This is a genomic window from Proteus sp. G2675, from assembly GCF_963886535.1.
In the GTDB taxonomy this organism is placed as follows: domain Bacteria; phylum Pseudomonadota; class Gammaproteobacteria; order Enterobacterales; family Enterobacteriaceae; genus Proteus; species Proteus mirabilis.
In genome coordinates this window covers 230633-243655 of record NZ_CAWPCB010000035.1, presented here as the reverse complement: position 1 = coordinate 243655, position 13023 = coordinate 230633, and the positions used below count along the sequence as shown (strand labels likewise).

11 protein-coding genes are annotated in these 13023 nt (G+C 40.3%); 8 read left to right on the top strand and 3 right to left on the bottom strand.

Annotated elements, in window-relative coordinates; translation table 11 throughout:
• Window positions 1-96: 96 nt before the first annotated feature.
• Window positions 97-2973 (top strand): aminomethyl-transferring glycine dehydrogenase, encoded by a 2877-nt coding sequence (gene gcvP / locus AACQ49_RS10355; RefSeq protein WP_004248527.1) that lies wholly within the window; start codon window positions 97-99, stop codon window positions 2971-2973.
• Window positions 2974-3070: 97 nt separating this feature from the next.
• Here gcvP and AACQ49_RS10350 read toward each other — a convergent pair whose 3' ends face one another.
• A complete protein-coding gene (locus AACQ49_RS10350; protein WP_004248526.1) occupies window positions 3071-3673 on the bottom strand; it encodes an HD domain-containing protein in 603 nt (200 codons plus the stop codon).
• A 26-nt stretch (window positions 3674-3699) separates the two neighbouring features.
• Entirely contained in the window at window positions 3700-4686 is a 987-nt protein-coding gene (ygfZ, locus tag AACQ49_RS10345; protein ID WP_161779034.1) for a tRNA-modifying protein YgfZ, read from the bottom strand.
• A gap of 254 nt (window positions 4687-4940) precedes the next feature.
• Between ygfZ and sdhE the strand changes: the two genes are divergently transcribed.
• Together sdhE and AACQ49_RS10335 are read left to right on the top strand one after the other, a co-directional pair.
• The gene (gene sdhE, locus AACQ49_RS10340; protein ID WP_020945997.1) at window positions 4941-5222 is read left to right on the top strand and encodes an FAD assembly factor SdhE; all 282 of its coding nucleotides are present in this window, start codon (window positions 4941-4943) and stop codon (window positions 5220-5222) included.
• Window positions 5223-5529: 307 nt separating this feature from the next.
• Window positions 5530-5937 carry a protein YgfX gene (locus tag AACQ49_RS10335; RefSeq protein WP_124725097.1) on the top strand — a complete coding sequence of 136 codons (408 nt, stop codon included), beginning with the start codon at window positions 5530-5532 and terminating at the stop codon, window positions 5935-5937.
• 100 nt (window positions 5938-6037) lie between these two features.
• On the opposite strand, the gene fldB is transcribed toward AACQ49_RS10335, so the two are convergent.
• Entirely contained in the window at window positions 6038-6556 is a 519-nt protein-coding gene (gene fldB, locus AACQ49_RS10330) for a flavodoxin FldB (protein ID WP_004244033.1), read from the bottom strand.
• A gap of 107 nt (window positions 6557-6663) precedes the next feature.
• On the opposite strand from fldB, the gene xerD reads away from it, so the two are divergent.
• The 5 genes from xerD to lysS all read left to right on the top strand — a co-directional run bounded on the left by xerD (window position 6664) and on the right by lysS (window position 12882).
• The gene (xerD, locus tag AACQ49_RS10325) at window positions 6664-7605 is read left to right on the top strand and encodes a site-specific tyrosine recombinase XerD (protein ID WP_004244032.1); all 942 of its coding nucleotides are present in this window, start codon (window positions 6664-6666) and stop codon (window positions 7603-7605) included.
• Window positions 7606-7638: 33 nt separating this feature from the next.
• A complete protein-coding gene (gene dsbC / locus AACQ49_RS10320; RefSeq protein ID WP_004244030.1) occupies window positions 7639-8346 on the top strand; it encodes a bifunctional protein-disulfide isomerase/oxidoreductase DsbC in 708 nt (235 codons plus the stop codon).
• Window positions 8347-8355: 9 nt separating this feature from the next.
• Complete coding sequence (recJ, locus tag AACQ49_RS10315) at window positions 8356-10089, top strand: single-stranded-DNA-specific exonuclease RecJ (RefSeq protein WP_004244029.1); 1734 nt, start codon at window positions 8356-8358, stop codon at window positions 10087-10089.
• Window positions 10090-10260: 171 nt separating this feature from the next.
• Window positions 10261-11359, top strand: a protein-coding gene (gene prfB, locus AACQ49_RS10310; RefSeq protein ID WP_096043105.1) for a peptide chain release factor 2 whose coding sequence is annotated in 2 segments (ribosomal slippage) — window positions 10261-10335 and window positions 10337-11359 — 1098 coding nt in all. Because the reading frame shifts where the segments join, the coding sequence is not laid out codon by codon here.
• A gap of 8 nt (window positions 11360-11367) precedes the next feature.
• Window positions 11368-12882: a lysine--tRNA ligase gene (gene lysS / locus AACQ49_RS10305; RefSeq protein ID WP_004244024.1), complete on the top strand. Its 1515-nt coding sequence runs from the start codon at window positions 11368-11370 to the stop codon at window positions 12880-12882.
• The last annotated feature ends 141 nt before the right edge of the window (window positions 12883-13023 follow it).

Below are 13023 nucleotides of genomic sequence, written 5' to 3'. Positions count from 1 at the left end.
CGTCATTAAAAAGTCGGGGCGTTTTTATTTATCAGCCTATTTTCAAATCAGTAAAAACAGCTTATCCATTTATTGTGAATTCAGGAATTACCCGCAATGACACAAACTTTAACTCAATTAGAATATCGTGATGAATTTATTCGTCGCCATATTGGCTCATCGCCAGAACAGATTAAAGAGATGCTTGATGTTGTTGGCATCTCCTCATTAAATGAATTAACACAAAAGATTGTTCCCGATAATATCCAATTAGCAACGCCGCCTAATGTCGGAGGGGGGGCTACTGAACAAGAGGCATTAGCAGAACTAAAAGCGATAGCCCGTAAAAATAAACGTTTTACCTCTTATATCGGTATGGGATATGCGCCTTCGGTATTGCCTCCTGTTATTTTACGTAATTTGCTAGAAAATCCAGGTTGGTATACCGCTTATACTCCTTATCAGCCAGAAGTTTCTCAAGGGCGTCTTGAATCATTACTTAACTTTCAACAAGTAACCATTGATTATACCGGCATGGATTTAGCCTCTGCTTCGCTATTAGATGAAGCTACTGCTGCCGCTGAAGCTATGGCAATGGCAAAACGTGTTAGTAAACTAAAAAATGCGGAGCGTTTTTTTGTCGCTGATGATATTCATCCCCAAACACTAGACGTAGTAAAAACCCGAGCTAACACCTTTGGTTTTGAAGTGATTGTCGATAAAGCTGAAAAAGTGTTAGAGCTAGAAGGTGTCTTTGGTGTGCTATTACAGCAAGTCGGCACAACCGGTGAAATTCATGATTATAGTCAGCTCATTAGTGAACTAAAAACGCGAAAAATTATTACCAGTGTAGCGGCTGATCTAATGGCACTGGTGTTATTAACGGCTCCAGGGCAACAAGGAGCGGATATTGTATTAGGCTCAGCCCAACGCTTTGGGGTGCCAATGGGATATGGTGGTCCACATGCTGCTTTCTTTGCCTGTCGAGATGAATATAAACGAGCCATGCCAGGACGTATTATCGGTGTCTCGCGTGATGCTGCAGGTAACAGAGCGTTACGTATGGCAATGCAAACTCGTGAACAGCATATTCGCCGTGAAAAAGCTAACTCGAATATTTGTACTTCACAGGTATTACTGGCCAATATTGCTGCCATGTATGCGGTATATCATGGGCCTGAAGGTCTAAAAAATATTGCTCAGCGTATTCATCGCTTAACGGATATTTTAGCCGCGGGTTTAATTCAAAATGGCATGACATTACGCCATCAGACATGGTTTGATACTTTAACCGTTGAAACAGCGGATAAAGCGGGTGTATTACAACGTGCTAAAGATGCTGAAATTAACTTACGAACCGATATTGTTGGCGCAGTAGGTGTCACTTTAAGTGAAGTGACGACTCGCGAAGATGTTGTCAGATTGATTGAGATTATCAGTGGTAAAGCTTTCTCTGATGACATTGATACATTAGATGCATTGGTAGCCTCTTCATCGACCTCAATTCCAACGGCAATGTTGCGTAAAGATGCGGTGTTAACCCATGAAAACTTCCATCTTTATCACAGTGAAACTGAAATGATGCGCTATATGCATCGTTTAGAAAATAAAGATTTAGCGCTTAACCAAGCAATGATCCCGTTAGGCTCATGTACTATGAAGCTTAATGCTGCGGCTGAAATGCTGCCGATCACATGGCCTGAATTTACCGAAATGCACCCATTCTGCCCACCTTATCAAGCGCAAGGCTACCAGATAATGATTGAGCAGCTATCTAATTGGTTGGCTGCCATAACGGGTTATGATGCGATGTGTATGCAACCTAACTCAGGGGCGCAAGGGGAGTATGCTGGATTGTTAGCTATTCGTCGTTACCATCAAAGTCGAGGAGAAGGAAATCGCCATATCTGTTTAATTCCAAGCTCAGCCCATGGTACAAACCCTGCATCAGCCCATATGGCGGGTATGACGGTGGTTGTCGTGGGGTGTGATGAAAATGGTAATATCGACATTGCAGACTTAAAAGCGAAAGCAGAGAAGCACCAAGCTGAGCTTTCTTGTGTGATGGTGACTTATCCTTCAACTCACGGTGTTTATGAAGAGGGTATACGTGAAGTTTGTGAGATCATTCATCAATATGGCGGACAGGTTTATCTTGATGGCGCCAATATGAATGCGCAAGTGGGGATCACGACGCCAGGCTTTATCGGCTCTGATGTATCACACTTAAACTTACATAAAACTTTCTGTATCCCCCATGGCGGTGGTGGCCCAGGTATGGGACCTATTGGCGTAAAAGCACATTTAGCGCCATTTGTACCTGGACATAGTGTCGTGGAAATGGACGGTGTTACGACCCAAGGTGCCGTGTCAGCAGCACAATTTGGTAGTGCCTCAATATTACCTATTAGCTGGATGTACATCCGTATGATGGGCTCAGAAGGGCTTAAACAAGCGAGCCAAGTAGCGATTTTAAATGCTAACTATATTGCTCAACGCTTAAAAGATGACTATGACATCCTCTATTCTGGGGCGGAAGGTTATGTTGCCCATGAATGTATTATTGATATTCGTCCACTCAAAGCTAACTATGGTATCAGTGAAATGGATGTGGCGAAGCGTCTAATTGATTACGGCTTCCATGCGCCAACCATGTCATTCCCTGTTGCGGGGACATTAATGATTGAGCCAACAGAATCTGAAAGCAAAGTTGAAATTGACCGCTTTATTGATGCGTTACTCTCGATTCGTGCTGAAATTGCACAAGTCGATGACGGGGTATGGCCGATTGATGATAATCCGCTAGTGAATGCACCACATACACAGTATGAATTAGTGCAAGAATGGTCACATAGCTATAGCCGTGAATGTGCGGTATTCCCAAGTGAAGCAACGAAACGCAATAAATATTGGCCGGCAGTAAAACGCCTTGATGATGTTTATGGTGATCGTCATTTGCATTGTTCTTGTGCGCCAATAAGTGATTATGAGTAAAGGTTAATTTAGCGCTATTACTAAATAAAATACCGAGGGTAAATTCAAAATCTACCTTCGGTATTTTTTTGGTCAGTATCAAATGAACAGCAAAAAATTATTTTAACCAGCCTTTTTTCTGAGCCTCTAGTAATTGAGGATAGAGGTATTGCCAAAATTCTGGCCACTGTTTTTCGATAAATAGATTTCGTGCAATCACTTGTTCTAAACGGATATTATTTTCAACCCAGCTTTGCCCTTCGTTATGTAGATTCATTAACATTGGCATTGCGCGATCTAAAATATTGGCAAATTGTGACTCAGGGGTTTGTGCTGCATCATATTCAAGCCAGAGATTAAGAAAATATTCACTTTGTGGTGCAGGTAACAACGAAAAAATACGTCTGGCTGCTTTTTGCTCTTGCTCTTTAATCGCTTCACGAGCGGCAACATCATAAACCATCACATCACCAGCATCGATTTCGACAATATCATGCACTAAAGCTAGCTGGATCGCTCTACCTATATCAATATCACCGGCATAAGGTTGAAAACTCATTGCTGCAACAGCAAAGTGCCAACTATGCTCAGCGGTATTTTCAGCACGGCTATTGTCTAATACATTATTTTTGCGGTAAACGCGTTTGAGTTTATCGAGTTCAATAATAAAATTGATGGTATCTGAAAAGGGGCCAAAAGCCCCATTAGTTTGTTGTGTCATAAAAATCCGTTCATATGGAAGTGCTATCACTCATCTTCTAAAGAGTAAGGCAAAGGTTTAATCGTTAAGCGGCTGGTGGTATCACCTTGGACACGAAATACGCTGTCAGCATCCATATCATTATTCATCACCACTTCGGCGATAATCGTGTTATCGGCCATACGAACCGCACTTAATACCGTGCCCGTTTTGCGCCATTTATCTTCACCTAATTGCCACTCAACGCTATCGCCAATGTCCGGCAATTGTGCTGCGCCACCTGATAACAGATACATAGCACGTTTATTTGCGCCTCTGAATTTGGCACGAGACACCATTTCTTGACCTGTATAGCAACCTTTTTTAAAGCAAATACTTAATGGTAATGCTTGTAAGTTAGTCGCTTGTGGTAAGAATTGTTCGATATTAGGGGTATCAATAATGGGATAACCCGCCTCGATATCAAGGGCTAACCACTGGTCACTATCACTGGTTTCTGCGGGCAATGTCGTGGCTAGTTTTTTGGCAGTCTCTTCATCTGTAACAATTAAAAAGCGCTCTGTAGGTAACGGGAGTTGCAGTAAGTAGCTATTTTGGTGATTAACCACTTCATTGGCTTTACGGGGGATCTCAGGGAAGAATTCCGCTAAGGCTTGTGCCGCGCCTTGCCCCGCAAGTCCTAATAACACCGCATCTGTATTTTCAGTAAAAGTCACTTTTGAAAATACGGCGTATTTTTTAAGCTCAGTAAGTTGTTTTTCAGCAACATTTTTCCGCAATATATAAGCAAATCCTGCTTGTTGATGGAAAATGCGCAATGTACTCCACATTTTCCCTTTAGCTTCACAATGAGCGGCTAAAGTGTGCTCTGTAGTCGGTAATGCGGCAATATCCGCTGTTAGTTGGCCTTGTAAGTATTTTTCACTATCAGCCCCTGTTGCAGTTATCAATGACCAATCATCTAAAGAGATCAAGGTGAGTGGTAAATTGATTGCGGCATGAGGGCGTTTTGTCTGAGTAGAATTTTGAGTCATGACATCACCCGCTATGTAGTTAATCCGATACACTGTTTATGGTAAAAGAGTCACAAGACAATGCAAGTCATTATTATTTTCAGCGCACAGAAAGAATTTTGTGCATAACAATTTATTGATGCTTCAAAGCGTTGCTATTGGACGAAAGCGACAAATTGTGATCATTTTGATGTTAAAAAGGGTGCGATAAGACTATCATCAAGGCAGGAAGAAATAGTGGTATTTCTTGAAGTGAACATATTAAAGAGCAGAATATGACTATCGATATAGAAAATAAAGCACGAATAAATTGGGCATGTCGCCGTGGAATGCGTGAACTAGATATTTCTATCATGCCTTTTTTCGAAAACGAGTACGACACACTCACTGATGACGACAAAAGGCTCTTTGTTCGTTTACTTGAATGTGCTGATCCTGATTTATTTAATTGGTTGATGAACCACGGCCGCCCTGATGATGAAGATCTTTATTACATGGTAAAGTTAATTCAAGAGCGTAATAGAATTCGTATGGCTGAAATTGTTAATAAGTATTAGTACTAATAAAAATAGAATATAAAACCAAGTGCATTAAATAAAGCCTGAAGTACTAAGTATCACGCCCTTATTCATTAAATGAATAAGGGCGTTTTAGTAAGTAAAAAACGAAGAATAGAAAATTTTAATGAGGTAATATTAAATCTTAGTGACAATAATTTTGCGTGGCATTTCAAAGAAAAAATAGAGGATCGTCATTTTATTTTTTATATTCTCCTTTTTTTACAAAAATCAGTTATGCTATTAAAAAACGACGACGATATCTTGTTGTAATAATAAGATATTAAAGCAGGAGCTAATATCACTCGTGACTTTATGGAAATCACATTTAACAGTTTCTTGGTTTACACAGTTATTTTCAACTAGTGTTTACGTTATTTTTGAAATAGCATTGCTGTTATATCCTTGGCCACCTGGCTTTATTTATATCTGGGTTCCTTTGTTACTTTTACTTATATTAGGTTGGTATTTTAGCCAAAAAAATATCAATAAAAGGAAAGGGGATTTAGTGCTGCTTAATGGCAATCGTATTCAATGGAAATATCATGAATGGCAGATTGCAAAAAAACCGTGGATCAGCCGATTTGGTGCAAAAATAACGTTAGATTCTATCTTAAATAATAAGCAAATCACGCTATGGGTTGCTTTTGATAGTATGCCGGAAAATGAGTGGCGAAATTTTTCACAACTGCTGATGCAATACCCAGATATTTAATTCTGGGTATGTATATAAACCGTTAGAATGCTTACTGATTGACTAAGGTTAAAAGTGTTACCTTGCGGTAGATAACCTGAAGCAATAGATTGATTGCGATTTACAAGTTTTCTTCTATTTCTCGTAAAATTTGCATACACCACTGTGATAAACGTTCATCACTTTCTTCAAATTGATTCACCTCATCTAATGCGAGCCCGACAAAATGTTTACCATCATCAGTAAGTGGTTTAGGACTGGTAAATTCATACCCTTCAATAGGCCAAAAACCGATAAATTTAACACCACTTGGCAGTAAATGGTGGTAGAGCATACCTAATGCATCTAAAAACCATTCACCATAATCAATTTGATCCCCCATTCCATACATAGCAACGAGTTTATCTTTGAGATCTAATGTTGGTAGCGTTTCCCAAATTGCGAGCCAATCTTCTTGGATCTCACCAAAGTCCCAGGTTGGAATACCTAAAATAAGAATGTCATACTCTTGCATCAGAGTAATATCGCACTCTTGAACATTATGAAGATCAATAAACTCTTCACCGAGAATGTCACGAATTTTCTCTGCCGCCATTTCGGTATAACAGGTGCTGGAACCGTAAAATAGACCAATTTTCATAAAGATTTTTAGGATATTTTTGCTAATAAAGGTCACTATTGTACCAGAAAACTTTTTCTATGAGGCATAATGTACAAGTAACAACGTAAAGAAGAGAGAGTAAACCCGTGACCCAGACCAAGTTATCGACACAAACGACAACAGATAATAACCAAGAAGATAATGACGTTATCATAGAACAATTTCTCGATAGTATTTGGCTAGAGCAAGGGTTATCTGCGAATACACTCAGCGCTTATCGTTTAGATTTGCAGGCGTTAAGCCAGTGGCTGGTCACACAAAAACTCAATTGGTTATCGGTGACGACGTTAGATTTACACGCTTTTCTTGCCACTCGTTTGGATGAGGGCTATAAAGCAACCAGTGCGGCACGACTGTTAAGTACCTTACGTCGGTTTTTCCAATATCTTTATCGTGAGAAATTACGCCAAGATGATCCCAGCGCTTTGCTTTCTACACCTAAATTACCCAAACGTTTACCCAAAGACTTAAGTGAACAGCAAGTAGAAAATTTACTTAGTGCTCCTTGTATTGATGAGCCAATAGAATTACGCGACAAAGCGATGCTTGAGGTTCTTTATGCCTGTGGATTACGGGTTTCTGAGCTAGTAGGATTGTCTTTATCTGATATTAGCTTACGGCAAGGGGTGTTACGTGTGATAGGTAAGGGCGATAAAGAACGATTAGTTCCTTTAGGTGAAGAAGCTATTTACTGGTTAGAACAATATCTGCAATATGGTAGACCAGCCCTTATGCAAGGGAAAACCGATGATATTGTGTTTCCAAGCTTAAGAGGCCAAAAAATGACGCGACAAACATTTTGGCATCGTATAAAACATTACGCGGTGATCGCCGGAATTGATTCAGAGAAATTATCACCCCATGTGTTACGCCACGCCTTTGCAACACATCTATTAAATCATGGAGCAGACTTGCGTGTTGTACAGATGTTATTGGGGCACAGTGACCTCTCTACAACACAGATTTATACCCATGTTGCTACAGAGCGCTTAAAAGTGCTTCATCAGCAACATCACCCAAGGGGATAACCGCCGAATGGCTGGTGTTAAATAGGAATTCAAATGAAAAAGAAATTACTCTGGTTACCCATTTTATTCAGTATGGTGTCAATGCCAGTGTTTGCAGATAACGCTGCTATTAAAGCGCAACTGGCAAAAATGCAGATAAAAGCAGAGAGCATTCAACCGACACCGATAGTGGGTTTAAATGCAGTGCTTTCTGATAAAGGCATTTTTTATATTACTGATGATGGGAAATACCTTACAGCAGGGCCGATTTATAATATTAATGGTGAGGAGCCTGTCAGTATCGCTAATCAAGTGATCATGAAAAAAATTGATTCACTGAAAAATGAAATGATTGTTTATAAGGCTGCTAATGAAAAATATGTGATCACGGTTTTTACCGATATTAGTTGCCCTTATTGCCAAAAATTGCATCAAGAAGTACCAGAGCTAAATAAACAAGGTGTCACGGTACGTTATTTGGCATTTCCTCGTAACGGGGTGAAAAATAATGTGGTCAGTCAACAGATGAATGCCGTATGGTGTAGCGGTTTTCCTAAAAAATCACTCGATAGTGCGTTTAAAGGTGACAAAATTATTGCGATTGATGACTGTAAAAAAATTAATATCAATGAGCACTTTAAACTTGGCACTATGATGGGCATTCAAGGTACGCCTGCGATTGTATTACCTGATGCGAGTATTTATGGCGGATATATATCGGCGACTAATCTACTTGAATTATTAAATAAAAAAGAGAAGTGATAGCGTTTTATGGTTACTATTGAACCGACATTACGTCGGCGTGTGGCGAAAGCAACAGCATTGCCAGAAAGCCTCGATCCCTTATTACGGCAAATTTATGCCAATCGAGGTATTACCTCTGAAACTCAGCTCGAGCGCTCGTTAAAGGGCTTATTGCATTATCAAGATTTAAACGGTATTGATGTTGCTATCTCTTTATTAGTTGAGGCATTAAAGCTGCAATCGCGGATCGTTATTGTAGGGGATTTTGATGCCGACGGTGCAACCAGTACAGCTCTTGCTATTAAAGCGTTACGGCAAATGGGATTTCAGCAAGTAAGTTACCATATTCCTAATCGTTTTGATGATGGTTATGGACTTAGTCCTCAAGTGGTTCATGATGTGGCAAAGAAAGGCGTAGATCTGATTATTACGGTTGATAATGGGATCTCCTCTTTTGAAGGTGTTGATGTTGCTCATGAATATGGTATCCGTGTATTGGTTACTGATCACCATTTGCCGGGGCACTCCCTTCCTCAAGCTGATGCAATTATCAATCCTAATTTAGCGGATTGTGCCTTTTTGTCGAAATCATTAGCGGGTGTCGGTGTCACTTTCTATTTAATGACCGCATTAAGAGCTGAATTAGAAAAACAAGGTTGGTTTACAGCACAGGGATTAGCTCGCCCCAATATGGCCGATTACCTTGATTTAGTCGCATTAGGCACGGTTGCTGATGTGGTTCCTCTTGATGAAAATAATCGTATTTTTGTTTATGAGGGATTACGCCGTATTCGTGCAGGACGTTGCTGTGCAGGGATCAAAGCCTTGACGGAAGTTTCACGTAAAACGTTATCACAATTAGTCAGCAGTGACTTAGGTTTTGCATTAGGGCCAAGACTTAATGCGGCAGGGCGTCTTGATGATATGTCTGTTGGCGTTGCTTTACTGTTAACTAATGATATTGGTGTCGCCCGTGAAATTGCCAATGAACTGGATGGATTAAATCAGACTCGTCGTGAAATAGAAGCGGGAATGCAAGAAGAAGCATCGACAATTTTTCGCCAATTTATTACTACCCAAGATGACTTACCGAATGGATTAGCTATTTATCATCCACAGTGGCATCAAGGTGTGGTTGGCATTCTCGCTTCACGAATTAAAGAAAAACTACATCGCCCAGTGATTGCTTTTGCCCCAAGCGGTGATGGTTTACTAAAAGGCTCAGGACGCTCTATTCATGGTGTACACTTGCGAGATGCATTAGAACGTTTGAATACGTTAAATCCGGGATTAATGGTGAAGTTTGGTGGCCATGCGATGGCGGCCGGACTATCTCTGGAAGAAGATAAATTTCCACTTTTTCAGCGTCACTTTTCGGCACTTATGGCGGAATTAGTTTCTGCTGAACAATTACAAGGCGTGATTTTAACAGACGGCGAGTTAAGCGACAGTCAGTTATCTTTACCTATTGCGGAAATGTTAAGAGAAGCAGGGCCTTGGGGACAAGCCTTTCCTGAGCCACTTTTCGATGGCAAATTCACCTTACTACAGCAACGTATTGTGGGAAGCAAACATTTAAAAATGATGCTTCAACCGATAAATAGCCATGTAATGATTGATGCTATTGCATTTAATGTTGATGTTAATATATGGCCGGATAACAGTATTAAAACGGTTGAGCTTGCTTACCGATTAGACGTCAATGAATTTAGAGGACAGCGCAATGCACAACTGCTGGTGGAGCATATTTGGCCTTGCTAATCGCGATAGATAAGTCATTTTATGGTTGTATTGGGCAGCGCGCTGTTATGAGCACAATAATCCGATAGACAATTGTATATAAATGCTATAAACCCGCGCTGAGATCCGTTACAATATGCGGTTCAAAATTTATTCCAATTGTTTTTAAAAACAACGTTAAGACGAAAAAGTATGTTTGAAATCAATCCAGTAAAACACCAAATTGAAGAAGTCGCTGAGCGGACTCAAGTCCTCAGGGGGTATCTTTGACTATGATGCCAAGAAAGAGCGTTTAGAAGAAGTCAACGCAGAATTAGAGCAACCTGATGTGTGGAATGAGCCTGAAAAGGCGCAGGCGTTAGGAAAAGAACGCTCATCTCTTGAAGCTATTGTAGAAACAATCGACCAACTCGAACAAGGACTAGAAGATGTTTCTGGTTTACTTGACCTTGCTGTTGAAGCCGATGATGAAGAAACATTTAACGAAGCAGTTGCTGAGTTAGAAGGATTAAACAAAAAGCTTGAGCAATTAGAGTTCCGTCGTATGTTCTCTGGTGAATATGACAGTGCTGATTGCTATCTTGATTTACAAGCAGGCTCTGGCGGTACAGAAGCACAAGATTGGGCAAGTATGCTAATGCGTATGTACTTACGTTGGGCTGAATCTAGAGGCTTTAAAACAGAAATTATTGAAGAGTCTGACGGTGATGTTGCAGGTTTAAAATCAGCAACAATCAAAATCATAGGAGAATATGCCTATGGTTGGCTACGTACAGAAACCGGGGTTCACCGTTTAGTGCGTAAAAGTCCATTTGACTCCGGCGGACGTCGCCATACTTCATTTAGCTCTGCTTTTGTTTACCCTGAAGTTGATGACAATATTGATATTGAAATCAACCCAGCCGATCTGCGTATCGACGTTTACCGCGCATCAGGCGCTGGTGGTCAGCACGTTAATAAAACAGAATCTGCGGTACGTATTACCCACGTTCCTACAGGGCTTGTCACACAATGCCAAAATGATCGCTCTCAACATAAGAACAAAGATCAGGCAATGAAACAGATGAAAGCGAAGTTGTATGAACTGGAAATGCAAAAGAAAAATGCAGATAAGCAAGTGATGGAAGATAATAAGTCAGATATTGGCTGGGGTAGCCAAATCCGCTCTTATGTTCTAGATGATTCACGAATTAAAGATTTACGCACTGGTGTGGAAACGCGTAATACACAAGCAGTGTTAGATGGTGATCTCGATAAATTTATTGAAGCTAGCTTAAAAGCGGGCCTGTGAGGAAAAACATGTCGCAACAGCAACAAGGTGCGGAGCAGGCACCTGATTTAAATAACGAACTGCAAACTCGCCGCGAAAAATTATCAGCTTTACGTGATAATGGTAACGCATTCCCAAATGATTTCCGCAGAGATGCCATGTCTGACGAATTACATCAAAAATATGATGCAATGAGTGCAGAAGAGTTAGATGCTGCTAATGTGGAAGTTGCTATTGCAGGTCGTATGATGACTCGCCGTATTATGGGGAAAGCATCTTTCGCTACATTGCAAGACATGGGCGGCCGTATCCAGCTTTATGTCTCTCGTGATGATCTGCCTGAAGGCGTTTATAACGAGCAGTTTAAAAAATGGGATCTCGGTGATATTTTAGGTGGCCGTGGCCGTGTATTTAAAACCAAAACAGGCGAACTGAGTATTCATTGTACTGAGTTACGTTTACTGACTAAAGCACTACGTCCGTTACCTGATAAATTCCACGGTCTAGCTGACCAAGAGACACGTTATCGTCAGCGTTATTTAGACCTGATCTCTAATGAAAATTCACGTAATACTTTTAAGATCCGCTCGAAAATCATGTCTGCTATTCGCCAATTTATGGTGAATAAAGGCTTTATGGAAGTAGAAACACCGATGATGCAAACTATCCCAGGTGGAGCAAGTGCACGTCCGTTTATCACTCACCATAACGCGCTAGATATTGATATGTATCTACGTATTGCACCTGAATTATATTTAAAGCGTTTAGTTGTTGGTGGGTTTGATCGCGTTTTTGAAATCAACCGTAACTTCCGTAATGAAGGTGTATCACCACGTCATAACCCTGAGTTCACAATGATGGAACTCTATATGGCTTATGCTGATTATCGTGATCTTATCGAATTGACTGAAGAGTTATTCCGTACATTAACTCAAGATGTATTAGGTTCGACTATCGTTAAATATGGTGATGAAGAGTTTGATTTCGGTAAACCGTTTGAAAAACTGACCATGAAAGAAGCTATTTGCAAATATCGTCCAGAAACCAATATGGCTGATCTAGATGATATGGATAAAGCCGTTGCTATTGCTCAATCTATTGGTATTAAGATTGAAAAGAGTTGGGGTTTAGGTCGTGTTCAATGTGAAATTTTTGAAGAAGTAGCTGAAAGTCATTTGATCCAGCCAACTTTTATCATTGAATATCCAGCAGAAGTTTCACCACTGGCTCGCCGTAATGATGATAATCCATTTATTACCGATCGCTTTGAGTTCTTTATTGGTGGTCGTGAAATCGGTAATGGTTTCTCTGAGCTTAATGATGCGCAAGATCAAGCGGAGCGTTTTGAAGAACAAGTTCGTCAAAAAGAAGCGGGTGACGATGAAGCCATGTTCTTTGATCATGACTATATCACTGCATTAGAGCATGGGTTACCACCTACAGCAGGTTTAGGTATTGGTATTGACCGTATGGTAATGCTATTTACCAATAGTCATACTATTCGTGATGTTATTTTATTCCCAGCGATGCGTCCGGGAAAATAATTATCGAGTCACGATAAATACGCCATATGAAAAAAGCCATCGCAAGATGGCTTTTTTATGTCTAAATTTCAAGGGATTACACTCTATATTGTCTATTTGATAACCATTTAAATAGGCAGGGGATTGCCGTTAAAATTTGCT

Excerpts from the sequence above, each read along its gene's own strand:
- gcvP (WP_004248527.1), top strand. The coding sequence starts at position 97 with ATGACACAAACTTTAACTCAATTAGAATATCGTGATGAATTTATTCGT.
- AACQ49_RS10350 (WP_004248526.1), bottom strand. The coding sequence starts at position 3,673 with ATGACACAACAAACTAATGGGGCTTTTGGCCCCTTTTCAGATACCATC.
- ygfZ (WP_161779034.1), bottom strand. The coding sequence starts at position 4,686 with ATGACTCAAAATTCTACTCAGACAAAACGCCCTCATGCCGCAATCAAT.
- sdhE (WP_020945997.1), top strand. The coding sequence starts at position 4,941 with ATGACTATCGATATAGAAAATAAAGCACGAATAAATTGGGCATGTCGC.
- fldB (WP_004244033.1), bottom strand. The coding sequence starts at position 6,556 with ATGAAAATTGGTCTATTTTACGGTTCCAGCACCTGTTATACCGAAATG.
- dsbC (WP_004244030.1), top strand. The coding sequence starts at position 7,639 with ATGAAAAAGAAATTACTCTGGTTACCCATTTTATTCAGTATGGTGTCA.
- recJ (WP_004244029.1), top strand. The coding sequence starts at position 8,356 with ATGGTTACTATTGAACCGACATTACGTCGGCGTGTGGCGAAAGCAACA.
- lysS (WP_004244024.1), top strand. The coding sequence starts at position 11,368 with ATGTCGCAACAGCAACAAGGTGCGGAGCAGGCACCTGATTTAAATAAC.